This is a genomic window from Gloeomargarita sp., assembly GCF_053491055.1.
On sequence record NZ_JBRCEP010000058.1, the window covers coordinates 1 to 23,538 of the forward strand.

Genomic DNA, 23,538 nt, shown 5'->3' on the forward strand with positions numbered 1-23,538 from the left:
CGTCAAAAGTTGCCAACGGTTGGATATAGTCATTTCAAACAAGTTTGCAACATTCGCCTTTACCTGCAAACCCTGTCCTGGAAGGGGATACAGCCATGACCAGTGCCTCAAAGTGTTGCATTTTCTTGTGAAACGACTATAAATGTTCCCCTGCCAGACGGATTTTAGGCATATTGGCTTGCAGATATAGTCATTTCAAACAGCGATTAAAGAATATCTAAAAAATATCTAAAAAGTGTCACATTCTTAGTCGAAATGACTATAAATGCTCAGGGCTTGCCCGGATTCCCAGGATAACTCCGCTCGCGACAAAACCCGATCCGTGTGCATCCCCAGCAACAGCAAATCCACCAAGGCTTCCCGTTGCGCTTGGGTGGTCACCCCAGGAGCCTGGCGCCAAAACGCCCGCCACCGCTCCAGCACAGGCTTGCCCCCATCACCTGCCACTTCACCATCAGGGTCAGCCTGGGAAGCAGGAAAAAGCACACCCCCAAAAATCGGCGTCATTGGCAGGCCATGGGGCAAAAAAACCGTTCGGTCACCGCCCACGACTTCGCCGAACCCCCCCGGCCTAGCCCCAAAGGCAATACCCCAACAGATGCATCATCATCACTGCTGCCTAGGAAGCCGGGGGTTCCATCCCTGGGGCTGGCGGTGTTACTGCAGGCACCAAGGTCAACTCCACATGGGGGCGATAATAATCAATCGCTTTGACCAGCACCTCGACGGTTGCCCCCACGGCAAAGGTGGTATTGGTGCGCCGTCCGACCAGCGCCTGTTGGGCCGGGCGAAATTCGTACCAATCGTCCTTTAAGGTGGTCACATGCACCAAGCCCTGGAGCGGTGTCTGGTGAATCGCCACAAAAAACCCGTAGGATTCCACCCCCACAATCAACCCCCGCACCGTTTGTCCGGGCGTCAACTGGCAGCGGTGCAGCCACACCAATTGTTGGTAATCTTGCCGCGCTTGCCGCTGGAGCCGTTCCCGTTCCTGGAGGTGGGGGAGAATCTGTTGCGCCCGCTGGTGCAACTCCTCTTGCACACTTGTCGGCAACACCGGCCAATCCACCCGCCCATGACATTCACTGCTGCGCGGGTCAATCGTCTCTTTCGAGCGGGGACTTTTTCGGTCTTTCCCATGCGTAAATAGCGCCCAGAGCACCCGTTGGTTAAATAGGTCGGTATAGCGCTGCAGCGGCGCCACCCCGTGCAGGTACGGGTCACACCCCAGTCCCAGATGGGCACCGGGTTGCAGACTGTCGGTCGGCGGCTTGATCATCGTCACCAGCAAATCCTGCAACAACGGCGCCAGCGCATGGTTCTGAATCAAGGGCAACAACGTCGTGACATCACATTCTGCCGGCGGCTGTAGCCCCAACTGGGTCAAAAGAAACCGATACCGCTCCCAGGCCTCCGGATCAGGGGGCGCTTGCACCCGGAATAACCCCGGCAACTGCAACGCCTGCATATGCTTGGCCAGCAAATGATTTGCCAAAATCGCCAATTCCTGCTCCACCCACGCCTCTTGCGTCGTCACCGCCATCGCCAGACCAGTGGGGTGCTCATCGGGCGTGCAGCGGGATTCCTCCAGGCACAACCGCGGGCGTTGGGGACGCTGCTTGAGCCATTCGGTTACCCCCTGAACCACCACTGGCGGCGCTGGGGTCGTCACCCGCACCCACCCCGGTTCGATCCGGTAGGAACCCACCGCCCCCGTCGCCGCCACCGTCACCCACAGGGAAATACTCGGCCATTCCTCGCCCCGCAGCACCGGCGGCGTCATGGGCGTTTGCATCTCCCCAATCGTCACACTTGCCCCCTGTTGGTAGGCATACCAATCCACCAAAGTCTCCGGGGGAATAAGGCCGGTGGCATCGGGAATGTGAATCCCCAACTGGTAGCCCCCCGCCACCGCCTCCCAAGACACCCCCAAGTTCGGCAACCCCCAGGTGGGGCGCTCCCGGTAATCCTGCCGCGGCGCCTCTGACGCTGGCATCTCCCCCGGCCGGGGAAAAACCAACTGACTGGGTAACGTCGCCGGGGGGTCAGGCAGGAAATGGTACTTACACACCATCAACGTCGCCGGGTCAGCCGCTTGGATGTCCGGCCCCAGCACCCGCTTGACCACCCCCTGGGCGGGCAACTGCGCCAGCGGATAACGGGCAATCCCCACATAAACCAACTGCCCCACCAAATCCGCCACCGTTTCCGGCAACGCCACCGTCACATTCAACCGCTCATCCAAGGGTTTGGCCACATAGCCCGTCTCCGTCGCCTGCACCTGCGCCAACAGCGCCGTGATTGCCCGCTCCAACACCACAAACACTTCCCCTTCCGGACTGCGGCGGTTGCGGCCTTTACGCATCACCTTCACCAAACTCCGGTCCCCGTGCCAGGCCGTCCCCAAATACCGCGCCGGAATGTAAATGTCGGCTGCCCCCGGTTCCTCCTGGATCGCCCAAAAACTCCCCCGCGAAAACCGCAACCGCGCCGTGACCACATCCGGCAGGGTCACCCGCCGATACTTGCCAAACTCCTCCACCACCAAGGACAATTTGGTCAAGGCATCCAAGGCAATTTTCAAACGCAGGCGGTCCTGTTCATCCTCACAAAACAGCTTTTTGGCCAATACCTTGGGAGCAATCAGCTTATCTTCCGGCAAACTTCCTAATAATTCCCCAATCGAAAATGGCATGGCTGTCCCCGCATCTTCCTGAACTTCACTTTATCATCGGCCTCGCCCGATCCTAGCCCATCCCTTGGCATCTCCCCACCCAACTGCTAGTATAATGGGAAAGGACATGAGAATTCCTAGCGCCTCTCCCACCTGACCCATGCCTGACGCCAGTGAGGAGTGTCATGACCGCCCAACCCAACGGCCATTGTACGACACCGAACCCGGCGCCCAAGGTTGACCCCGCCGGGGGGGATGCCGACACGCATATTGACAGTTTCCCGGTGGAACTGCTGGAGGACCGTTACCAGGTGGGGCACAATGCCCTGTACAACCGGCTCAAGGGCTTGGGCATCAAACCCTTCAAAGTCAGTCGGCGCGCCTACATCACAGCGCAGGAACTAGAGCGGCTCGACCAATTGCACGCCTATTTGCAACAGGGGGGAACCATCAACGACTTTCTCGCCCAAGAACCCACCCCCAGCAAGGACCTGAGCCTCAACCGCACGGACATTCCCGTCAATCTCACCCAGTTGATCAGCAGCGTGGCGGATGCGGTGGCAGGCGCGGTCGTGACCAGTATGCGTTCAACCGCTGGGGTGATCGCCGATGCGGTTGCCCAGCGGCTCAACCAACTGCACGCCACCAGCGACCCCTTGGAATACCTGCGCACCCTGGAAGAGGCCTATCGCAACGGTTGGATTTTGAGCACATCCGAAGTGGCGCATCTGTTGCGGGTTTCTCCGCGGACGATCACCGAACACGGGGAACTGTTTGAGGATTCCGGGTTTGTGTTTGTGCGGGTGGGCAAAAAACGGGGAGAAGTGGCCTGGCGGGTGGCCAAACCGGGGGAAGTATCGCCCCCTGAACGCTATCAACCGATGGACCCCCAAACGGGCTATCCCCAGTGGTGATGGCCGGCTCAATCCGGGGGTTGGGGCCGCCGGTGCCGTTGAAACTGCCGTTGCCAATCCTTGGCCGCGCGCAGCGCCAACCACAACAGCAATAGGGCAATGAGTCCCCCCTGTCGGGGTGCTTCCAGCGCAAATACAATCAGCAAACCACACAGCCCATCCTGCACCAAAATCACCCAGGTCGGGAACCGCCCCCAGCGATAGAGCCACCCCGTTTGCACCAACTGCAACAGCAGGGCCAGGGCGCCCCCCACCAAACCCATCACCTCCCACAAAGGCAGGGGCATTCCCACCAGCTGGGCCGTCATAACTCCCAAAATGCCGCCCACCACGGGACTCAACAGCACTTGCAACGGTTGGGTCAGACGCACCCCCCAGGGATGCACCAGCGCCAGCAATTCCCACAGCGTCCAACTGCTGAGCACCCCCAAGGTCACCGCCGGGGGAAACTGGCCCAAGACCGGCACCTGTTCCCAACCCGCCTCCCGCCGCAAAATCAACACCAAAAGTAAGGGCATCGCCAAACGGAAGCCCCCTGCCGCTGCCGCCGCCAAGACGGCTAGTATTGACATCATGGGCTTTGCCTTGGAAACCAGTCCATCACCAAGTACGTCACCGCAACCGGCCAACCATCGCCCCGGTCTCTGTTGGCCCCCTGTTGTCTGGGCGGTGTGCTTATTCTAAAATAACGAAATGGCCGGGAATCGGGTTCCCAGGATACATCCCCCCTGACGGCAAAGTAGGAAATGCCCCAAAACCATGCCACCCCGACGCTTGGCCGCTTTTAGGGGAAATCCATCACCTCAGCCGCTGGCGCGGAAGTATGTACTTTTGCTAAGTTCAGCCCTGCTGCGCCTTGGGGACGTGTTAAGTTCAAAGGCAGTTCGGTTCTAACGGGGATCAGCCGTTAGAGGTAACGGGGAAAGTCCGGTGCGAATCCGGCGCTGTCCCGCAGCTGTGAGGGGAAGTTCCCTAAGTCAGAATGCCCGCCGAGCGGTAAACCCAGGACATACATCATCTGCGAGGTACGGATGAAGAAGAATTTGGGCTGTCGGTTTTGGCGCAAAATTTTGAGGTTGTAGCGTCCTTTGGTGCCTGTTGCGGGGTATGGGTTGGCGTGATGCTTCCCGGAGGGGGGCCACTGCCTATCTCATATCGGCGCTGAACGTACCCCAATGAATTTGTGGCTTGGACAGGTGCGGGACGGAACCTGATTTATTTTCGCTGTACTGAGTTTTAGGACCATAGACCATGACATTGGCTACGGCAACGTTGGGCTATCCCCGCATTGGGAAACAGCGCGAACTCAAAAAGGCGCTGGAAGCCTTCTGGAGTCAAAAAGTCGATGAAGCCACCCTCTGGCAAACGGCGCACCAGATCATGGTGGCCAATTGGCACACCCAAAAGAATGCCGGAATTGACCACATCGGCATCGGGGACATGTCGCTTTATGATTGGGTGTTGGATTGGATTGTGCGTTTGGGGTTGATTCCCCGGCGGTTTGCGCATTTAACGGGACTTGAGCAGTACTTTGCGATGGCGCGGGGCCAAGCGGGGATTCCTGCCCTGGAAATGACCAAGTGGTTCGATACCAATTACCACTACCTGGTGCCGGAACTGGCCGCCGATATGGAACCCCAGCCGAATTTTGCCGATTTTTTGGCGGTGGTGGACCAGGCCCAAACGGTGCTTGGGGCGCGGGCGGTTCCCATGGTGCTCAGCCCGGTTACCCTAGTGTGTCTTAGTCGCAGCGAGGGAGATGTGCTGGCGCATGTGCAGCGTTTACTGCCGGTGTACCGGGAATTGTTGACCCAGCTTGCCGCCCGGGGCATTGGGGAAGTGCAGTTTCATGAACCCATTTTGGTGACCAGCCAAGGGGCAGGGTTGCGTGAAGCAATTGAGACTACTTATACCTATCTGGCTGCTGTGGGGGTTCCCATTCACGTCATGACCTACTTTGACGATCTGGGGGAGACCTACCCTTGGGTGGTAGCCTTGCCGGTGGCAGGCATTGGTTTGGACTTCACCAGGGGCAGAAATTTGGAGTTACTGCAAACCTACGGTTTCCCTAGCGATAAGACTTTGGGCGTGGGTTTGGTAGATGGGCGCAACATCTGGAAAATCCGCCCCCGGCGGGTACTCCCTCTTTTGGAGGCCATTCAAAAAGTCACCGGCAATCTGCGGATTCAGCCCTCATGTTCCTTGCAATTTGTCCCTTACGATGCCCAGCGGGAAACCCATTTACCGGAACCGCTGCGCCAAGTGTTGAGTTTCGCCGACCAGAAGCTCGAAGAAGTAACCTTGCTGGCGCATTTGGGCGCCGATCCAGCCGAGAACCTTGCATCCCTAGAGGCGCAATGGCAGGCCTTTGCCCAGTTCAGTCCGGCCAATCCCACGGTGCGGGAGCGGCTGCGTCAGGTGACCCCCCAGACCCTAGAACGTGCCCTACCCTACGCGCAACGCCGCCCCCTGCAACCCCAACTGCCGCTTTTGCCCACCACCACCATTGGTTCTTTTCCCCAAACCCCAGAAGTGCGCCAACTGCGGGTCAAGCTCAAGCGGGGGGAAATCACCCAGGCCCAATACGAAGCGGCGATCGATGCGGAAATTGCCCGGTGCATTCGCTGCCAGGAAGAGGTGGGCTTGGATGTGTTGGTGCATGGGGAATTTGAACGCACGGACATGGTGGAGTTTTTTGGGCAACAACTCACCGGGTTTGCCTTTACCGAGCATGGCTGGGTGCAAAGCTACGGCAGTCGCTGTGTGCGTCCCCCGATTATTTACGGCGATGTGGCGCGGCCTCAGCCGATGACGGTGCGGGAGTTTCGGGTCGCCCAATCCCTCACCCAGAAAATGGTCAAGGGGATGCTCACCGGCCCGGTCACCATGATTAATTGGTCGTTTCCGCGGGATGACCTCTCGCGGCAAGAGCAGGCGATGCAGATTGCCCTGGCCTTGCGGGATGAGGTGGCGGATTTGGAGGCGGCAGGCGCCAAAATGATCCAAATTGATGAACCGGCCCTGCGGGAAGGGTTGCCCCTCAAGCGAGAGCGGTGGGAGGAATACCTGTCTTGGGCGGTGGCGGCCTTTCGGTTAGCCGCAGGGGTCGCCAAGCCAGAAACCCAAATTCATACCCATATGTGCTACTCGGAATTTGGGGACATCATGCCCCACATCGAGCGGTTAGATGCGGATGTGCTGTCTATTGAAAATAGCCGGAGCAACAACGCCACCCTGCGGCAAATTAGCGAGGCGGGCTACACGCGCCAGGTGGGAAACGGGGTTTACGATGTCCACAGCCCGGTCGTGCCCACCGTAGCACAAATCCTACAGCAACTGAAAACCGGCATTGCCCACCTACCGATCCAGCAAATTTGGGTGAATCCCGATTGTGGCCTGAAAACCCGCCGTTGGGAGGAGGTGATCCCGGCTTTGCGCAATATGGTGGTGGCGGCGAAAATGCTGCGGGAGGAGCAGCTTGCCCAATTACCCGTTACGCATGAGGAAATACGGAGAGAGTGGGATTCGAACCCACGGTGAGTTGCCCCACACAGCATTTCCAGTGCTGCGCCTTCGACCACTCGGCCATCTCTCCTGGAAGCCTAAACAGAACATTATTATACTTCCTGGCATCCCCTTGCCAGGGTCATCGAAGCCATGCAGCACCACCAGGCCTAAGCTGTCTGCCAACGATACCAACCGGGATGCTCGCAACCCCCCAACAGCCACTTGGTATGCCGATGCGTCACCTCCAGAAAACCTATCCCTGAAAACGCCCCTGCTGCACCTGGCTGGCGCACAAAATTTGCTAAGTTATGAACAGAATGTAAATTTTTGCAAAGTCCTGGGCGACTGACCAGGGCGCTAGGGAGTGGCAGACGATTGGGAGGTTAACGCTGATGGTGGCTGGACTGATGCGGTGGCTGGTACTGGGATTGACCCTGGTGTTGACCTGGCTGGGCACGGGGCAGGCGGCGCTGGCGGCAACCTATCAGGTCAAGATGGGGACAGACAATGGGACGTTGGCATTCCAACCGGCGCAGTTGACCATCAAGGTCGGTGATACGGTGGAGTGGTTAAACAACAAATTGCCGCCCCACAATGTGGTCTTTAGCAGCGTGCCGAATGGGGATAAGCAGTTGGCAAACAAGTTGTCCCGGCAGGCTTTGGTTTATAAGGTGGGGGATAGTTTCCGTATTACCTTTGACGCAAGTTTGCCGACGGGCACCTACACCTACTACTGCACGCCGCACCGGGGCGCGGGGATGCAGGGTAAAATCATTGTGCAAGGTTGATAGGGAGTGGTTTTGGCGTGGGTGACCCCAACCTGCCCCTGGTGGTGTTGTTTGGGACGGCGTTGGTGCTGTTGGGGGGTGTGACGCTGGGGGTGGGCTATTTGACCTGGGCAGAATGGCGAGACCGGCGGCGGCAAGAAGCACAACGCCGTTCCCGCTCTGCCTCGCGGCGGTCGTCCGGGTGAGGGGTGTAGGAGGGTGGTGCCTGGCGTCCCTTACAAATTCATTTACAAATTCACTACGTAGGCTTCTTGAATGCCCTGAATCTGCAGCACCTCGTTGACTACCCCATCCGGCAGCGGGTCATCGATGCTCAACACCATGACCGCATCCCCCCGCACCAGTTTGCGTCCCACCTGCATACTGGCAATGTTGACGTTAAAACTCCCCAGCAGCGAGCCGATTTTGCCAATAATTCCCGGCATATCCTGGTGCAAGGTAATTAACATATAGCGGGTAGGGGCGACGCTGATGGGAAAACCGTCAATGTTGGTGATGCGGAGTTCGCCCGTTCCCAACAGGGCGCCGGCCACGCTGTGTTGCCCGTGGCTGCCCTGGGCGGTGATGACCAAAGAGCCGCTGTAATCCCGCACCGATTCGTCTCGGGTTTCCACCACACGAATCCCCCGTTCTTTGGCTTCCAAGGCGGCGTTGACGTAGTTGACCCGTTCTTGCAAAGCTGGCCCCAGCAACCCCTTGATGGCGGCAATCACCACCGGCTGGCTGGTCTGGTTGGCCAATTCCCCCTGCAGACGGACTTCTAGGGTTTCCACCCGTCCCCCGGCCAATTGCCCCGCCAGATTCCCCAGCAATTCGGCCAGTTCCAGATAGGGCTTGAGGCGGGTGAGGACATCGGCACTCAAACCGGGGATGTTGACCGCCGAGCGCGCTGGGAGCCCCAGCAGAACATCGCGAATCTGCTCGGCCACATCGGTCGCCACGTTGCTTTGGGCTTCGATGGTGGATGCGCCCAAATGGGGGGTAAGCACCACCTCTTTGCCCAGCAAAAGGAGGGGGCTGTTGGTGGGGGGTTCCTGTTCAAACACATCCAGCGCCGCTCCGGCAATCCGTCCCTCTTTGAGGGCATCCACCAGGGCCACTTCGTCAATCAGGCCGCCCCGGGCGCAGTTGATGATCCGGGTGGTGGGCTTCATCTTTTTGAAACTTTCCCGGTTAATGAGATGGGTGGTTTCCGGGGTTTTGGGAATGTGCAGGGTAATGTAGTCCGCCTCGCGCAACAGAACTTCCAACTCCACCAGGGTACAGCCCAACTGCTCGGCGCGTTCCTGGGAAATGTAGGGGTCATAAGCCAGTAGCCGCATGCCCATGGCGCGGGCAATGGTGGCGACGTGGGAGCCAATTTTTCCCAAGCCCACGATGCCCAGGGTCTTTTTGTAAACCTCTACCCCCAAAAATTCCTTGCGGTTCCAGCCACCGGCTTTGACCATCTGGTCGGCGGCGGGAATGTAGCGCGATAGGGCCAACATCAGGGCAATGGTCTGCTCGGCGGCGGCGATGGTGTTGCCCTCTGGCGAATTGACCACCACAATTCCTTGCCGGGTTGCGGCGGCCACGTCAATGTTGTCCACCCCGACCCCAGCCCGGCCAATGATTTTCAGCCTGCGCCCCGCCGCAATCACCGCCTGGGTAACCTTGGTGGCCGAACGCACCATCAGGCCGTCGTATTCCCCAATACAGGCTTGGAGTTCTTCAGGGGTGAGGTTGTGGCGTTGGTCCACCTGCGCCACCTGGGAGAGAATGGCAATTCCTGCCGGGTCAATGGGTTCGGTTACCAGTACGCGGGGCATAACCTTGTGCACGCAACGATTGCCCTTTAATTTAACCTTATTTGGGAGAGGTTCGGATCGGCAATGGCCCATGCGGTGGTGGCGCAATCCTTTGGCCCGGTGGGGGGCCGTCATTCTACTGGTGTTGTATCTGGGCATGGTGGCGGCGGATTTTCTTGCCCCTTATGACCCCTATGCCAGCCAGGAACAGGGGGCTTTGCTCCCTCCGACGGCCATTGAGTGGCGTCCCTGGCCGCATGTGTATCCCACGACCCAGGGGCCGTTGAATCTGGATACGGGGGAGCGGGAATTGCGCGTGGACCGCAGCCGCCCGACGCCCGTGCGGTTTTTTGTCCGGGGGTATTCCTATCGCTGGTTGGCCTTGACCTTGCCTGTGCCCCAGTGGACACCGCGGGGTTGGCAGGTGCGGGATTGGCAGGTATTTCCCGGTATCCCCAGCGATTGGCATCTGTTTGGGGTGGCGCCGCCTGCGCATGTGAACCTGCTGGGCACCGATGACCAGGGCCGGGACCAGTTCAGCCGTCTGTTGCTGGGAAGTCGCATTAGTTTGTCGGTGGGGCTGGTGGGCATTCTCATCACGTTTCCCATTGGCATTCTCCTGGGGGGCATTGCGGGCTATGCGGGGGGCTGGGTGGATGCCCTGCTGATGCGGCTGGTGGAGGTGTTGATGTCGATCCCCAACGTGTATCTGTTGGTGGCGTTGGCGGCGGTATTGCCACCGGGGTTAAGCAGCAGTCAGCGGTTTTTGTTGATTGTTTTGATCACTTCCTTAATCAACTGGGCGGGATTGGCGCGGGTGATTCGGGGACAGGTGTTGAGCATCAAAGAACAGGGTTTCGTGCAGGCTGCTCGCGCGTTGGGCGCCAGCCCGTTGGGGATTTTGTGGCGGCACATTTTGCCGCAAACAACGACCTACGTGATTATTTCGGCAACGCTCAGCGTACCCGGGTTTATTGTGGCAGAGTCGGTGCTGAGTTTGATCGGGTTGGGCATTGAACAGCCCGATGCCTCCTGGGGCAATATGCTCTCTTTGGCGACCAATGTGTCCATCATGCTGCTCCATCCCTGGTTGGTGTGGCCGCCGGCCCTGTTAATTATCCTGGCCGTGTTGGGGTTTAATCTCTTGGGGGATGGGTTGCGCGATAGTCTCGACCCCCGCCAGGCAGGCAAGACTTGAGCGTTGCGGATGCGGGAGTCGCCAGAAAAAGCAATACTTTACAAAACATGGTCATTGAGGAGCTATAGTCATTTCAAACAAGTTTGCAACATTCGCCTTTACCTGCAAACCCTGTCCTGGAAGGGGATACAGCCATGACCAGTGCCTCAAAGTGTTGCATTTTCTTGTGAAAAGACTATATATGCTCATTTGCAACCAAAAATTTATTCAAAATTTTCTCAGGAAGCCTTTTGCCTGACGTGAACTGATAGACTTTTGTTGCGGAATTCAACACAACCGCATCGGCTACTTTTGCCGACCGGATGCCGCAAGGCCCATGATTGCATTCAGGTTGAGGAAGACCAATGGTTAACCTATTTCTCCCCACCTAGGGTCAAGGCGTAGCCCGCAGCACCTTGCCCCATCCCTTACCAACTGGCTTTGGTAATGCCCGGCAACAGCCCCTGTAAGGCCATCTCCCGCAGCGCATTTCGGCACAGACCAAAATCCCGGAAGTAACCCCGTGGCCGCCCGGTGGCCCAACAGCGGTTCCGCAGGCGCGTGGGGGAACTGTTGCGCGGGAGTCGTTGCAGTTGCCGGTGCAGCTTGAGCCGCTCTTCCCAGGTTTCCGCCACACTAAATTCAAATTTGAGTTGCTCGCGCCGCTCCCGGTACTTGGCAACCAGCCGCTGCCGCCGCTTTTCCCGCTCGACCATGCTTTTTTTGGCCATAAATCCCCGTCATTCTTAGAACCGTGGTTTTCCATTCTATGCGCGTTCTCAAGCTGCCGTCAAGCATCCACCTGGGGGAAAATGGTTGTACCCTAGTAACCAGATGTGGACACAAGCGGCGGTATGGCGACCTTTCGGACGGGGCAGCGGGTGCGGATTGTGCGTTTGCCCCCTTATGTGAAAACGGCGGAACCGATGCCGATGTTGCGGCCACCCCAGGTGATTACCGTCGGCGAAGAAGGGGTGGTTTTGGGCTATCATCCCGGCGGCGACTGGAGTGTGCGGTGTCAGCGGGGGGCGTTTTTGTTGGGAGAAGCCTATCTGGAGGCGGTGGAGCCATGAACACCCCCAAAGAGTGCAGCCATCCGCTGTACCACCTTGACCGGCAGGTGGTGGACCAATTGTTGACCAGTGACCCCAACGACTACGCCCTTGCCGAATGGGCACGCCTACAGATTCGTTACCAAGGCTTTCCCGGCGCTCGCGACATCCAACGAGATTTGGCGGCTACGCTGGCGCGCTGGGGCCTGTCCCAGGAGGAGGTCTTTCAAAAAACCCGGGTCATCCACCGCCAGGGCAAGGTCTATCGGGGGCGCACCTTTGAACAGGAGGACTGGAACTGACCCCATGCACTGGCCCTATGTCACCGCCGGAATCCCCGATGATGCCTTTGAACGCCTGCCAGGGATTCCCATGAGCAAACGGGAATCGCGTGTTTTGATTTTGTCCCAACTTTGTCTGAAAAGGGATTCCATCCTCTGGGACATTGGGGCAGGCACGGGCACCGTAGCGGTGGAATCGGCCCTCTTTTGCCCAGAAGGGCAGGTCATCGCCATTGAACGGGACGAGGAGGTTTCTGGGTTAATTCAGCGCAACAGTGAGCGATTTGCCCTGAAAAATCTCTCGATTGTGACGGGGCATGCGCCGGATTGTTTGGCCACGATTCGGCCCCGCCCCGACCGGATTTTTTTGGAAGCAGGACGACCGCTGGAGGTGGTCTTGCGGCGGGCTTGGGATTATTTGCACCCAGGGGGGCGTTTGGTGGCGGCGACCAACAGTTTGGAAGGGTTTTACAGCATGATGCAGACATTGGGGGCGTTGCAGGCGCGCAAAGTCGAGGTGATTCAATCAGCAGTCAATCGTTTGGAAACGCGGGGGACACAGCCGGTTTTGGTGGCACTTGACCCCATTTTTATCCTGAGTGGGGAAAAGCCGTAAATGGGCCAGTGCAAATTATAGTCATTTCAAACAAGTTTGCGACATTCGCCTTTACCTGTAAACCCTGTCCTAGAAGGGAATACAGTGATTACCAGTGCCTCAAAGTGTTGCATTCTCTTGTGAAACGACTATAACGTTGGTTACCCAAGGATAAACGATATACCTAGGTAGGTTAAGGTTGTCGCCTTAAGATTCATGGCTACGCCACGCAAGCTATGGGAAACCAATATGGGGCTACGCCCAGCGACCCATATCATGTCAACCTTTGCCTGCTTAGCTATAGTCTATTGATGGGTATTTAACCAGGGCAAGTTCATCCAATGTGCCATAAGTTATAGTCATTTCAAACAAGTTTGCGACATGCGCCTTTACCTGAAAACCCTGTCCTGGAAGGGGATACAGTGATGACCAGTGCCTCAAAGTGTTGCATTTTCCTGTGAAACGACTATAATTCATGGCTCGTCAAACTCAAGCGTCAAGGCCTATGGTCAGGCGGTACAAGTGCCAATGCAACCCCAAGTGCCGGTGCGGGAAATTTAGGCATGTGACCTGCCGGAACAGCCCCGTCATTGTCTTTCTCATCCGGCCTTACGTTCCCTGACGTTTACTCCCTTTATGGTGAAAACCCTCTGCCTCATTCCCGACCAGAGGCTCGGTCCACAGGGTTAACATTTGGGGGGGCGTGGCATCCGGGGGATACAGCAAACTGACTTGCACCAAACGCCGTTCCCCTGGCGCTAGGTTCATGGTCACCAACGGTTCTGCCACTTGGCCGCGCCGTAAGACCAAGTGGCTGTCTTTCACCCGTGGCAAGCCCCTATCGTCACCATACCGCACACGTACAGTACCGCGAAAGAAAATGAGCTGGTCTGGGGGTTGCCGAAAGCGCAGGCCCCCTTCCGGGACATCCGTTTTCAGCGGGGATTCTAACCCCACCTGCACCCGCCGCTTTCCCTGCTGGCGATTCTCCAGGGGCAACGTCAGACTGTAGTGAACCACGTAATTCCCGTGGGTGCGGTAGGCGGTATCTGGGTAGCGCACCTGCATCAGCGCCGTTTGGTCCTGCCCCGTCCCCATGCGCCCGCGCGGCAACAGACTAATCCCGTAGGAAATCGCCCCGCCCGGTGCGGGAATCCCCAGAGTAGGACGCCCTGGGTCGGTCAGGGTCGCCTGCCAACGGGTGCCCAGGGCCACCCCTGCCACCCGCCCGTAGCGAAATGCTCCCGGTGGGGCATCCAGAGGCGTCGGCGCTAAGTCGCGTGGCCCGGCCAAATCCCCCTGACGCAAAAGCTGTTGCCAACGGGTTAAACTCGGCGGCGCTTCGCTGCCATCGGCGGCAATCGTGGCAAAGAGGCCCAAACTGGCCGCATAGACCGGCCGATCGGCAAACAACCGCAGCACCACCGAACGCGCATTGCGGGTGACCCCAACGGCACGGGTGGGAATCGGTTGGTTGAGCAACACCCGCTCCTGCCCCGGCGGAATCGTCAGGGATGGGGGCACCACCCTCTGCCGTCCTCCCCGCAACAGAAAATCCGTCAGACGGCTGCCAGGGCCGCTATAGACCCAGCCGAGGGGATTGGGCAGCAAAGGCGGCAGCGCCACAAAACTGGCATCCGGGCGGGTCAAAAAACTGGCCGCTTGGTGCACCCACACGGTCGCCGGGCGCGTTCCCCGATTGCCCAGCAGCAAGCCCAAATAAAACGTGCGGTCATCCTGGGCGCCCACCGCATCGGCCAAGTGGTGCAAAAAAACGGTAAATTCCCCCCGCAAGGGATAGTGCAAATGGGCGCGGGGATGGCGCATCCCCTGGGGCGGAAACGTGGAAAGTAAAATGCCCTCGGTAAAGACCAGTTCCGGGCTGTTGCTATGGAACAAAGGCACCCGATTCAAACCACCAGGCAGGGGACGCACCTCTTGCGGGCGCCAAACTTCTTGGGGCGCTTGGGCAACCCCAGGGAACACCAACCCAAACCCTATCCCGCCCACCTGCACCGCACCACGCCATCACTGGCCTGCCGACGCAACCGCAGGCAACACAGCAATAGCATCAATTTCCACCCGCACATCCCTGGGTAAACGGGCCACCTGCACACAGGCACGCGCCGGGGCATAATCCGCCGGGAAATAGGAGCCATACACCTGATTCACGACGGCAAAATCCCCTAAATCCACCAGATAAATCGTCGTTTTCACCACCTGGGACCAATCGCCACCCGCCGCTTGGAGCACCGCCCCCAAATTCTCCATCACCTGGCGGGTCTGGGTGGCAATGTCCTCCCCCACCACCTGCCCTTGGGGATTCAAAGGAATCTGCCCGGCCAAAAAGACCCACCGCCCCTGGGCCACAATCGCCTGTCGGTAGGGGCCAACCGGAGCTGGCGCAGCCGGGGTGTAAATAGGGTGCGGCATCATAGGTGCGAATGGATACCGAAGTAACGAACGTTTCCAGAATCCGGCAGCACCTGGCCGTGGTCAAAGCCCAAGGAGTGCTGCTCCATTCCCGCCTGGGGCGCACGGATGCTGGGCTGCCGGGAATCACGCTGCGCCATCGCCCGGCCCAAGGGTGGGTAGCGGCGTGCGACCAGCAGACGGTGGGGGCAAGCCCATCGTTCCCTGTCCACCGTCACCTACGCCTCCTGCATTTCCAGGTACAGTTGGCGCAGTTGTTCGGTCAATTCCTGCTCTATCTGCTCGATCAATTCCCCGGCCTGGTTTTCGTCCATGGCGTACCGCTCGCTCACATCCGGGTCGAGGAGATAGTCCCGCAGACTTTCTAACATGACCTCGGCCATCTCCTCGGCAAATTGATCCGCTGTGTCGGTGTAGGGTGCCATACACTAAACTAAGAGACCATCAACATCATCATTTTATTGTTACCATGTCTGCGAGTCTCCGCCTATGCATTGACGTAATTAAGTTTAATGAACAGGGGTTGGTCCCGGCGATTGTCCAGGACTACCTCGATGGCATGGTGCTGATGTTTGCTTGGATGAACCGGGAGTCGCTGCAAAAAACCCTGGAGACCGGGCGCACCTGGTTTTATAGCCGTTCTCGCCAAGCCCTGTGGCCCAAAGGGGAGACGTCCGGGCATGTCCAGTGGGTGAAATGGTTGCGCTACGACTGCGACCACGATGCCCTGTTGGTGGGCGTCGAACAGGTGGGGGACATTGCCTGCCACAAGGGGGAACGCAGTTGTTTTCACCTGGTGGAGGCCCCCGATGCCCCGGCCCAACTCCCGCCTGGGGATATGCTGTCCCAGGTGGATGCGGTCATTCGGCAGCGGCAGGCCCAGCCAGAGGCCGGTTCCTACACGGCGCACCTGTTGGCAGGCGGCAGCAACCGGATTTTGAAAAAAATTGGGGAAGAAACCGCGGAATTTATCATGGCCTGCAAGGACGGGGATCAGGAGGCCATTGTCCGGGAATGTGCCGATGTGCTCTACCATCTGCTGGTGGCTTTGGCGGCTCAGCAGGTCCCCTGGCGGCAGGTGTTGCAGGAATTGCACCGGCGGCGGCAGTGTTCTGGGTTACGGGCTACGCAAGACGACAGCTAGGTTGAAGTGCTGTTGTAAACTACCCCAGCGCATAGGCAGTTGGGCTTAAGGACTCCGTCCCGCTGACGCGAACAGTAACCCTGCAGTTGGCAAGCCAACCACAGACCCCCCTCCTGTCCCCCCGACCCCCATCCCCCCGTATACGGGGGGAAAGAGGGGGGAAGGAGGGCCGGTTTACAGCGACCCCCAAAAGGGCAATCACCTTGGCACCGTTCCCATCCGCATCCCCTTCCCAGCCAGAAGCCGGGTTCACACAGCGAAAACGCTTCCCTTCCCGTTGCCCAGCAGGTCTGCGAGCTGTAGGCAGGCGGCATTACCACCACCTTTACCCCTGCTCTTACTGCCTTGTCATGCACAAACTGCCACAACCGGGAGAACGCCCTAGTACGGGTGCATTGCGATGCGCCCCTACCATTCGCCCGCCGCTGCTCTGTCTTGCTGCGCGGCTGTTGGTTGGTATGCTCTCTAAACTTTTCTGGAGTAATGGCCAGCAGGACGCTTACGCCGAGGGGAAACTGCGCACCCTTGACCGCTAGGGGCTGGGGGGATGTCTCCTTATGGACCGGACGATGGCTCAGGGCAACGGTACAGGAGGGGGGTAAGTTCTGACGGCATTTGCGCCATCCTATAATGAACTGGATGACGTGAACATCCCAGGGGGATTAGCGATGGGTTGGGGTCAGCCCCAGTTTGTCCATGCGAACCCGTGGCGTAAGGAGCGGTGAGGAGGACGGCGATGCGGATTGCCCAGATTGCGCCTTTGCATGAGAGTGTCCCCCCCCAACTCTACGGCGGTACAGAGCGGGTGGTGTCTTGGCTAACCGAGGAGTTGGTGCGGCGGGGGCATGAGGTGACGTTGTTTGCCAGCGGTGACTCGCAGACCCAGGCGCGTTTGATCCCCTTTCGGGAACGGGCCTTGCGTCTTGATCCCCATGCCATTGATACGGTCGCGCCCCATATTTTGATGGTGGAAAAGGTGTTTCAAATGGCGGCGGAATTTGACATCATTCACGGCCATATTGACTACTACCCCTATGCCCTGGCGCGCCGTCATCCCCAGGTGGCGTTTCTGGCTACCCTGCACGGGCGTTTGGATATTCCCGAACTCCAGCCCCTATACACCGAGTTTCAGGACATACCGGTGGTTTCCATTTCCAATGCTCAGCGTCTGCCCCTGCCGCAAGCCCGCTGGGTGGGGACGGTGTATCACGGTCTGCCCTTGGAACTCCACCCGTTTTATCCTGAACCGGGGAATTACCTGGCGTTTTTGGGGCGGGTGTCGCCGGAAAAAGGGTTGGATACGGCGATTGAAATTGCCGCGCAGGTGGGGATGCCGCTTAAGGCTTCGATCAAAATTGACGCCGTGGACCGGCAGTACTACGAGTCGCAGATTGTCCCTTTGGTGCGTCGCCATCCCAATGTGGAGGTCATAGGCGAAATTGGCGAACGGGAAAAAAGCGAATTTTTGGGCAAGGCCTATGCGGTGCTGTTTCCCATCCGCTGGCCGGAACCGTTTGGGTTGGTGATGATTGAGGCGATGGCTTGTGGAACGCCGGTGATTGCCACCCGGTTTGGTTCGGTGCCGGAGGTGATGGCCGATCCCCGCTCCGGGTTTATTGTGGATTCGGTGGCCGAGGCGGTCGCCGCGATTGCCCAGGTGAAAACGCTCAGTCGCGCGGCGGTGCGGCAGGTGTTTGAGGAGCGCTTTAGTGTGGCCCGCATGACAACGGAGTACGAGGCGCTGTATCATCGCCTGGTAAACGACCGCCCCCTGGCTGCCCCAGAGGCAGTCTAGGTTTGCTGGGTCTGCCTGCCGCAGGGGAACATGTCCAATGGCCGAAGACATTATCCGGATTCAGGATCAGTACTACATCCGCGCCAGTGCGTCCTTTGTCGAAGCGCGCTCCCATGTTCTCAAGCATGACAATTGTTTTGCCGTGTTTGACCAGTCGGGGAATATGCGCCCGCTTGGCATCCGGGACCACGGTTTGTTTCGGGACGACACCCGTTTTTTGTCCCGCTGGGTGCTGGATTTGCAAGGGAAACAGTTTTTGCTCCTGAGTTCGGAAGTCCGGGAGGACAAGGATATTCTGGCGGTGGATTTGACCAATCCTGAATTTACTACTGCTGAAGGGCAGTTCATTGGCCAAGATACGCTGCACGTGTTGCGGACGATGTTTTTGTGGGACAACGTGGCCTACGAACGCATCCGCATCCACAACTACGGACCGGCTCCTGTGCGTGTGCCGATTACCCTGCGTTTTGAGGCGGACTTTGCCGATATTTTTGAGGTGCGGGGGATTCGTCGCCCCCGGCGCGGTCAATGCTTTCCGGCCCAGGTGACCGAGGCCGGGGTGATGTTGCGCTACTGTGGGTTGGATGGGGTGGAGCGGCAAACGCACCTGCGGTTTTCCCCGCTGCCGGATGTGATGGCCCCGCAGTGGGTGCAGTGGTGGGTGCCTTTGGCGCCCCAGGAGGAGCGGGATGTGCAGGTGACGGTGACCTGTGCCTACGGCGGCGAGGCCATTACCCCTTTGACCTACCAGGAGGCGTTGCAGGCAGAACGGGAGCAGCGCACCCTTTTGCGGACCCAAGCCCACCAAATTGACACGGGCAATGCCCAATTTAACGAGTGGCTCAACGCCTCGCGGGATGATTTGTTGATGATGCTCACCCGCACGCCCTACGGACTCTATCCCTATGCGGGGGTGCCCTGGTTTACGACGGTTTTTGGGCGGGATGCGCTGATCACGGCGTTGGCGACCCTGTGGTGGTTTCCCGAACTGGCGCGGGGGGTTTTGCGCTATCTGGCTGCCCACCAAGCCCAGGAAATCGACCCCAGTCGCGATGCCGAACCGGGCAAAATTCTCCACGAACAGCGGCGCAGCGAAATGGCCAAAACCCGGGAAATCCCCTTTGGCAACTACTTTGGCAGTATTGACGCGACCCCCTTGTTTGTGGTGTTGGCCGGGCGCTATGTGCGCCGCAGCGGCGATCTGGCCCTTTTGCGGGACTTGTGGCCCCACATCCAGGCGGCGCTGCACTGGATGGATACCTACGGGGATGCGGACGGGGATGGTTTTTTGGAGTACGCGGGCAAGGCGCACCGGGGACTGCGTAACCAGGGCTGGAAAGACTCGGAAGACTCGGTGTTTTACCCAGATGGCTCCCTAGCCGAACCCCCTTTGGCGCTGTGCGAAGTGCAGGGCTATGCCTACGAGGCCAAACTCCAGGCAGCGGCAATGGCGGAGTTGCTGGGACAGCCAGAGGTGGCGGCACAGTTGCGGCAACAGGCCGAGCGGTTGCAGCGGCAATTTCTGGAGCAGTTTTGGTGCGAGGAATTGGGGGGCTATGCCCTGGCGTTGGACGGTCAGAAGCGTCCCTGCCGGGTGCGTAGCTCCAACATGGGTCACTGTCTGTTTTCCGGGATTGCCCATCCCGACCACGCCGCCCGCATTGCCCAGCAATTGTTGCAACCCGCGTTTTATAGCGGCTGGGGTATCCGCACCATTCCCGAAGGCGAAGGGCGCTACAACCCCATGTCCTACCACAACGGTTCCATTTGGCCGCACGACAACGCCCTGATTGCGGCAGGGTTATCGCGCTACGGCTACAAGACCGAAGCGGTGCGGGTGTTGACCGGCCTATTCGATGCCAGTCAGTTTTTGGAATTGCGGCGGTTGCCAGAACTGTTTTGTGGCTTTGGACGGCGGCAACGGGAAGGCCCCACCCTCTACCCGGTGGCCTGTTTGCCCCAATCCTGGGCGGCGGCCAGTGTCTTTTTGCTGTTGCAGGCCTGTCTCGGCTTGGAAATTGACGGGTTGGCGCAGCGGGTTTGTCTGACCAAGCCCACCCTGCCCCTTTGGCTTCCCCACGTCACCTTCCACAACATCCAGGTGGGTCAGGCTTCCCTCGACATCGGCTTGTATTTGCAGGCAGGCGGGGTGGGGATCAACATTCTCGGCAGGCGGGGGGAGGTGGAATTGACGGTGAAATAAAGGCCATCCAGGTGGAGAATAAAAGTTGTTATTTTGCCTGAAATAAACAGCATTGCTCAGGTCATGCCGCCAATACCATCAAAACAAAAAGTGCCTCCCCGGAGGAGGTCACTGCTTATCGTCAATCGGAGGGTTGGAATAGCTTACGCTAAGCGTTTACAATAACTGCTGCGGCCCTCACATTTCGTATCACTGGCTACGAATGAGTGATTGGAGAGGGAAACCCCAGGGGCTACAATAGGGAAACAGTGATCCGGCACAACCAACATGGCTGAACTGGGGGGCGCCTACAAAGCGACATTGAATTTACCGCAGACCGATTTTTCCATGCGGGCCAATGCCCCGGTGCGGGAACCGGAAATTCAAGCCTTTTGGCAAAAGGAGGGCATTCCCAACCATGTTGACCCCCAAGCCCCCGTGTTTCTCCTGCACGATGGCCCCCCCTATGCCAACGGGGATATTCACATGGGCACGACGCTGAATAAAATTCTCAAGGACATCATCAACAAATTCTATCGCCTGCGGGGGTATCGCACCCCCTACGTGCCGGGGTGGGACTGTCACGGCTTGCCCATTGAACTGAAAGTTTTGCAGGAACTTCCCGCATCCGTGCGCCAAAACCTAACGCCGATGGAACTGCGCCGGCGGGCGCGGGACTATGCCTTGGCAGCGGTGGAACGGCAAAAAAAAAGTTTTCAGCGCTGTGGGGTGTGGGGGGATTGGGAGCACGCCTATTTGACCCTGAAACCGGAGTACGAAGCCGCCCAGATTGGAGTGTTTGGGGCCATGGCGCTCAAGGGGTATATCTACCGGGGGTTGAAGCCGGTGCATTGGAGTCCCAGTTCCCGGACGGCGTTGGCAGAAGCGGAATTGGAATATCCGGAGGGTCACATTTCTCCCAGTATTTATGTGCGGTTTCGCCTGACCGAACTCACTCCCGCAGCCCAGGCGGTGTTGGGGGAATTTGGCGGGGAACTGTATCTGGCAATTTGGACGACGACGCCCTGGACCTTGCCGGGGAATGTGGCCGTGTCGGTGCATCCAGAACTCACCTATGCGCTGGTGCACAGTGACGAGCAGGCGCCGGTAGTGGTTGCCGCCGATTTGGTCAGAAAATGGCAAGAAATCACGGGTTCAGAAGTAGAAATTCTGCGTACTTTTCCGGGGAAGATTTTGGAATTTTGCCAGTACCAACATCCGCTATTTGACCGCCAGGGCATCGTGACCTTGGGGGAACATGTCACGGTGGCATCGGGAACGGGTTTGGTGCATACCGCGCCAGGGCACGGGACAGAAGATTACACGGTGGGACAACGGTATGGCTTGCCCTTGTTGTCGCCGGTGGATGATGGGGGATGTTTTACGGCAGAGGCGGGGCCATTTGCCGGTTTAGCGGTCTTAAACGAGGGCAACCAGGCAATTATTGGCGCATTGCAGCAGGCCAATTTATTAGTCAAACACGAACCCTACCAACACAAATATCCCTACGATTGGCGCACCAAAAAACCCACCATTTTTCGGGCGACGGCGCAGTGGTTTGCTTCGGTCAGCGGCTTTCGGGAACTGGCATTGCGGGCGATTCAGCAGGTAGAGTGGATTCCCGCGCAAGGGGAAAATCGGATTACGGCAATGGTGCAAGAGCGTACCGATTGGTGCATTTCTCGCCAGCGCGTCTGGGGTGTGCCGATTCCGGTTTTCTATGATGTGGAAACCGACGAACCACTGCTCAATGCGGAGAGCATTCAACACATTCAAAACATTGTGCGGGAGCAGGGCGCAGATGCCTGGTGGACATTACCCCTAGAGGAGTTATTGCCCCCCAAATATCGGGAGCAATGTCACCGGTATCGCCAGGGTACAGATACGATGGATGTGTGGTTTGATTCCGGTTCTTCCTGGGCGGCAGTGTTGGGGCAACGTCCCGAATTGTACTATCCGGCAGATGTGTATTTAGAAGGTTCGGACCAGCATCGGGGTTGGTTCCAATCCAGTTTACTTACTTGTGTTGCTGTGCATGGTTTCGCCCCTTACAAAAAAGTCATTACCCATGGGTTTGTGCTGGACGAACAGGGGCGCAAAATGAGCAAATCTTTGGGTAATGTGGTTGATCCCCTGTTGGTGATCAACGGGGGCAAAAATCCTCAAAAAGAACCTGCCTATGGAGCAGATGTGTTGCGTTTGTGGGTGGCTTCGGTGAACTATACCGATGATGTGCCCCTGGGAAATAACATCTTAAATCAGATGGCAGATGTGTATCGCAAAATTCGTAATACAGCCCGGTTTTTGCTAGGGAATTTGTATGATTTTATTCCCAAAGAACACGGGATTCCCTACGCAGAGTTACCTGCTTTAGACCGTTACCTCCTACATCGTTTGTGGGAAGTCACCCAAGCGATTACCCAAGCATTTCAAGAGTTCCAGTTCTATCACTTTTTTCAAACTATTCAGAATTTCTGTGCTGTAGATTTATCGAATTTTTATCTTGATATTGCCAAAGACCGTTTATATATCAGCACGGCAGGGGGTTACCGGCGGCGCAGTTGTCAAACGGTGTTGGCTTTGGTGCTAGAAACTCTAGCGAAATTGTTGGCACCGGTGTTATCGCATTTAGCGGAAGACATTTGGCAATTTATCCCCTATGAGGTAGGTGCCAAATCCGTATTTTTAACCAGGTGGCCGGAATTGCCTGGGGATTGGTGGCAACCGGAGTTGGCGCAAACTTGGCAACAATGGCGGGAATTGCGTGCGGATGTCAACAAGGTGTTAGAAGCTGCCCGTGCTGCCAAAACCATTGGTTCTTCCCTGGAAGCCCAGGTAAATATTTACGTTTCTGACCCCCACTTATTGGCAAAATTGCAGGCATTAAATACTCCCACCAACGGTGTGGATGAGTTGCGTTATTTGCTCCTAGTTTCTCAGGTGCAGGTGAGCCAAGGGGCAGGGAGTCATCCTTGGGAAATTCAGATGGAGTTGGCGCGGGGGCAAAAATGCCAAAGGTGTTGGAATTATTCGGAACAGGTGGGGCAAAATCCCGACCATCCTGATATTTGCGAACGCTGTATTGCCGCCCTGGCAGGACATTTCTAGCAGGTTCACCTTTGGTTGAGATATTACGCTGTCATTGCAAGCTGGTTTTGGCCACTGCCGCCCGCATGTCTAACAGAACCCCAAATCAGCGGCTTTGGCCA

At 57.9% G+C, this 23,538-nt stretch carries 22 protein-coding genes, 1 tRNA gene and 1 riboswitch; of the genes, 12 read left to right on the forward strand and 11 right to left on the reverse strand.

The features are described 5' to 3' along the window. Nucleotides 1-246 precede the first annotated feature (246 nt). Together ACWISF_RS06395 and ACWISF_RS06400 are read right to left on the reverse strand one after the other, a co-directional pair. Entirely contained in the window at nt 247-423 is a 177-nt protein-coding gene (locus ACWISF_RS06395) for a hypothetical protein (protein WP_448380753.1), read from the reverse strand. A 196-nt stretch (nt 424-619) separates the two neighbouring features. Further along, the gene (locus ACWISF_RS06400) at nt 620-2,695 is read right to left on the reverse strand and encodes an RNB domain-containing ribonuclease (protein ID WP_448380754.1); all 2,076 of its coding nucleotides are present in this window, start codon (nt 2,693-2,695) and stop codon (nt 620-622) included. Between the two features lie 164 nt (nt 2,696-2,859). On the opposite strand from ACWISF_RS06400, the gene ACWISF_RS06405 reads away from it, so the two are divergent. After that, nucleotides 2,860-3,588: a hypothetical protein gene (locus tag ACWISF_RS06405; protein ID WP_448380755.1), complete on the forward strand. Its 729-nt coding sequence runs from the start codon at nt 2,860-2,862 to the stop codon at nt 3,586-3,588. An 8-nt stretch (nt 3,589-3,596) separates the two neighbouring features. On the opposite strand, the gene ACWISF_RS06410 is transcribed toward ACWISF_RS06405, so the two are convergent. Continuing rightward, nucleotides 3,597-4,163, reverse strand: coding sequence for a DUF4126 domain-containing protein (locus tag ACWISF_RS06410; protein WP_448380756.1), 567 nt, complete (start codon nt 4,161-4,163; stop codon nt 3,597-3,599). 293 nt (nt 4,164-4,456) lie between these two features. Further along, nucleotides 4,457-4,596: riboswitch (cobalamin riboswitch) on the forward strand. A 243-nt stretch (nt 4,597-4,839) separates the two neighbouring features. On the opposite strand from ACWISF_RS06410, the gene metE reads away from it, so the two are divergent. Then, nucleotides 4,840-7,128 (forward strand): 5-methyltetrahydropteroyltriglutamate--homocysteine S-methyltransferase, encoded by a 2,289-nt coding sequence (gene metE, locus ACWISF_RS06415; protein ID WP_448380757.1) that lies wholly within the window; start codon nt 4,840-4,842, stop codon nt 7,126-7,128. Here the strand turns inward: metE and ACWISF_RS06420 are convergent. Next, nucleotides 7,099-7,183 (reverse strand) — tRNA-Ser (locus tag ACWISF_RS06420). The genes metE and ACWISF_RS06420 overlap by 30 nt on opposite strands. A 319-nt stretch (nt 7,184-7,502) precedes the next feature. On the opposite strand from ACWISF_RS06420, the gene petE reads away from it, so the two are divergent. Continuing rightward, nucleotides 7,503-7,883 carry a plastocyanin gene (gene petE / locus ACWISF_RS06425; protein ID WP_448380758.1) on the forward strand — a complete coding sequence of 127 codons (381 nt, stop codon included), beginning with the start codon at nt 7,503-7,505 and terminating at the stop codon, nt 7,881-7,883. Nucleotides 7,884-7,900: 17 nt separating this feature from the next. Then, nucleotides 7,901-8,068, forward strand: a complete 168-nt coding sequence (locus tag ACWISF_RS06430; protein ID WP_448380759.1) for a hypothetical protein — start codon at nt 7,901-7,903, stop codon at nt 8,066-8,068. A 42-nt stretch (nt 8,069-8,110) separates the two neighbouring features. Here ACWISF_RS06430 and serA read toward each other — a convergent pair whose 3' ends face one another. After that, nucleotides 8,111-9,691 carry a phosphoglycerate dehydrogenase gene (serA, locus tag ACWISF_RS06435; protein WP_448380760.1) on the reverse strand — a complete coding sequence of 527 codons (1,581 nt, stop codon included), beginning with the start codon at nt 9,689-9,691 and terminating at the stop codon, nt 8,111-8,113. Between the two features lie 70 nt (nt 9,692-9,761). On the opposite strand from serA, the gene ACWISF_RS06440 reads away from it, so the two are divergent. After that, on the forward strand, nt 9,762-10,868 hold the full coding sequence (locus ACWISF_RS06440; protein ID WP_448380761.1) for an ABC transporter permease: 1,107 nt from the start codon (nt 9,762-9,764) through the stop codon (nt 10,866-10,868). A gap of 407 nt (nt 10,869-11,275) precedes the next feature. Here the strand turns inward: ACWISF_RS06440 and rpsN are convergent, their stop codons facing one another. Continuing rightward, a complete protein-coding gene (rpsN, locus tag ACWISF_RS06445; RefSeq protein WP_448380762.1) occupies nt 11,276-11,578 on the reverse strand; it encodes a 30S ribosomal protein S14 in 303 nt (100 codons plus the stop codon). A 123-nt stretch (nt 11,579-11,701) separates the two neighbouring features. Between rpsN and sipA the strand changes: the two genes are divergently transcribed. From sipA to cbiT, 3 genes are read left to right on the forward strand one after another with little or no spacing between them, the layout of a single operon-like run. Continuing rightward, nucleotides 11,702-11,920 carry a regulatory protein SipA gene (gene sipA / locus ACWISF_RS06450; protein WP_448380763.1) on the forward strand — a complete coding sequence of 73 codons (219 nt, stop codon included), beginning with the start codon at nt 11,702-11,704 and terminating at the stop codon, nt 11,918-11,920. Continuing rightward, nucleotides 11,917-12,201 (forward strand): DUF3288 family protein, encoded by a 285-nt coding sequence (locus ACWISF_RS06455; RefSeq protein ID WP_448380764.1) that lies wholly within the window; start codon nt 11,917-11,919, stop codon nt 12,199-12,201. Before sipA ends, ACWISF_RS06455 begins: the two co-directional genes overlap by 4 nt. A gap of 4 nt (nt 12,202-12,205) precedes the next feature. Then, nucleotides 12,206-12,796 (forward strand): precorrin-6Y C5,15-methyltransferase subunit CbiT, encoded by a 591-nt coding sequence (gene cbiT / locus ACWISF_RS06460; protein ID WP_448380765.1) that lies wholly within the window; start codon nt 12,206-12,208, stop codon nt 12,794-12,796. A 588-nt stretch (nt 12,797-13,384) separates the two neighbouring features. Here cbiT and ACWISF_RS06465 read toward each other — a convergent pair. The 4 genes from ACWISF_RS06465 to ACWISF_RS06480 are packed head-to-tail and all read right to left on the reverse strand — an operon-like array spanning nt 13,385 to nt 15,633. Next, complete coding sequence (locus ACWISF_RS06465; RefSeq protein WP_448380766.1) at nt 13,385-14,785, reverse strand: DUF3370 domain-containing protein; 1,401 nt, start codon at nt 14,783-14,785, stop codon at nt 13,385-13,387. Nucleotides 14,786-14,803: 18 nt separating this feature from the next. Further along, on the reverse strand, nt 14,804-15,211 hold the full coding sequence (locus ACWISF_RS06470) for a RidA family protein (RefSeq protein WP_448380767.1): 408 nt from the start codon (nt 15,209-15,211) through the stop codon (nt 14,804-14,806). Continuing rightward, nucleotides 15,208-15,420 (reverse strand): hypothetical protein, encoded by a 213-nt coding sequence (locus tag ACWISF_RS06475; RefSeq protein WP_448380768.1) that lies wholly within the window; start codon nt 15,418-15,420, stop codon nt 15,208-15,210. The genes ACWISF_RS06470 and ACWISF_RS06475 overlap by 4 nt, the downstream gene beginning before the upstream one ends. A 6-nt stretch (nt 15,421-15,426) precedes the next feature. Then, complete coding sequence (locus ACWISF_RS06480) at nt 15,427-15,633, reverse strand: hypothetical protein (RefSeq protein ID WP_448380769.1); 207 nt, start codon at nt 15,631-15,633, stop codon at nt 15,427-15,429. A gap of 44 nt (nt 15,634-15,677) precedes the next feature. Between ACWISF_RS06480 and hisIE the strand changes: the two genes are divergently transcribed. Next, nucleotides 15,678-16,352: a bifunctional phosphoribosyl-AMP cyclohydrolase/phosphoribosyl-ATP diphosphatase HisIE gene (hisIE, locus tag ACWISF_RS06485; RefSeq protein WP_448380770.1), complete on the forward strand. Its 675-nt coding sequence runs from the start codon at nt 15,678-15,680 to the stop codon at nt 16,350-16,352. Here hisIE and ACWISF_RS06490 read toward each other — a convergent pair. Further along, complete coding sequence (locus ACWISF_RS06490) at nt 16,349-16,708, reverse strand: hypothetical protein (protein WP_448380771.1); 360 nt, start codon at nt 16,706-16,708, stop codon at nt 16,349-16,351. The genes hisIE and ACWISF_RS06490 overlap by 4 nt on opposite strands. A 380-nt stretch (nt 16,709-17,088) precedes the next feature. Here ACWISF_RS06490 and ACWISF_RS06495 point away from each other — a divergent pair, with 380 nt between their 5' ends. From ACWISF_RS06495 to ileS, 3 genes are all read left to right on the forward strand, one after another. Beyond that, a complete protein-coding gene (locus tag ACWISF_RS06495; protein ID WP_448380772.1) occupies nt 17,089-18,147 on the forward strand; it encodes a glycosyltransferase family 4 protein in 1,059 nt (352 codons plus the stop codon). A 37-nt stretch (nt 18,148-18,184) separates the two neighbouring features. Continuing rightward, nucleotides 18,185-20,350, forward strand: a complete 2,166-nt coding sequence (locus ACWISF_RS06500) for an amylo-alpha-1,6-glucosidase (RefSeq protein WP_448380773.1) — start codon at nt 18,185-18,187, stop codon at nt 20,348-20,350. 267 nt (nt 20,351-20,617) lie between these two features. After that, nucleotides 20,618-23,437 carry an isoleucine--tRNA ligase gene (gene ileS, locus ACWISF_RS06505; RefSeq protein WP_448380774.1) on the forward strand — a complete coding sequence of 940 codons (2,820 nt, stop codon included), beginning with the start codon at nt 20,618-20,620 and terminating at the stop codon, nt 23,435-23,437. Nucleotides 23,438-23,538: the final 101 nt, after the last annotated feature.

Excerpts from the sequence above, each read along its gene's own strand:
- ACWISF_RS06400 (WP_448380754.1), bottom strand. The coding sequence starts at position 2,695 with ATGCCATTTTCGATTGGGGAATTATTAGGAAGTTTGCCGGAAGATAAG.
- ACWISF_RS06405 (WP_448380755.1), top strand. The coding sequence starts at position 2,860 with ATGACCGCCCAACCCAACGGCCATTGTACGACACCGAACCCGGCGCCC.
- ACWISF_RS06410 (WP_448380756.1), bottom strand. The coding sequence starts at position 4,163 with ATGATGTCAATACTAGCCGTCTTGGCGGCGGCAGCGGCAGGGGGCTTC.
- metE (WP_448380757.1), top strand. The coding sequence starts at position 4,840 with ATGACATTGGCTACGGCAACGTTGGGCTATCCCCGCATTGGGAAACAG.
- petE (WP_448380758.1), top strand. The coding sequence starts at position 7,503 with ATGCGGTGGCTGGTACTGGGATTGACCCTGGTGTTGACCTGGCTGGGC.
- serA (WP_448380760.1), bottom strand. The coding sequence starts at position 9,691 with ATGCCCCGCGTACTGGTAACCGAACCCATTGACCCGGCAGGAATTGCC.
- ACWISF_RS06440 (WP_448380761.1), top strand. The coding sequence starts at position 9,762 with ATGCGGTGGTGGCGCAATCCTTTGGCCCGGTGGGGGGCCGTCATTCTA.
- rpsN (WP_448380762.1), bottom strand. The coding sequence starts at position 11,578 with ATGGCCAAAAAAAGCATGGTCGAGCGGGAAAAGCGGCGGCAGCGGCTG.
- sipA (WP_448380763.1), top strand. The coding sequence starts at position 11,702 with ATGGCGACCTTTCGGACGGGGCAGCGGGTGCGGATTGTGCGTTTGCCC.
- ACWISF_RS06455 (WP_448380764.1), top strand. The coding sequence starts at position 11,917 with ATGAACACCCCCAAAGAGTGCAGCCATCCGCTGTACCACCTTGACCGG.
- cbiT (WP_448380765.1), top strand. The coding sequence starts at position 12,206 with ATGCACTGGCCCTATGTCACCGCCGGAATCCCCGATGATGCCTTTGAA.
- ACWISF_RS06470 (WP_448380767.1), bottom strand. The coding sequence starts at position 15,211 with ATGATGCCGCACCCTATTTACACCCCGGCTGCGCCAGCTCCGGTTGGC.
- ACWISF_RS06480 (WP_448380769.1), bottom strand. The coding sequence starts at position 15,633 with ATGGCACCCTACACCGACACAGCGGATCAATTTGCCGAGGAGATGGCC.
- hisIE (WP_448380770.1), top strand. The coding sequence starts at position 15,678 with ATGTCTGCGAGTCTCCGCCTATGCATTGACGTAATTAAGTTTAATGAA.
- ACWISF_RS06495 (WP_448380772.1), top strand. The coding sequence starts at position 17,089 with ATGCGGATTGCCCAGATTGCGCCTTTGCATGAGAGTGTCCCCCCCCAA.
- ACWISF_RS06500 (WP_448380773.1), top strand. The coding sequence starts at position 18,185 with ATGGCCGAAGACATTATCCGGATTCAGGATCAGTACTACATCCGCGCC.
- ileS (WP_448380774.1), top strand. The coding sequence starts at position 20,618 with ATGGCTGAACTGGGGGGCGCCTACAAAGCGACATTGAATTTACCGCAG.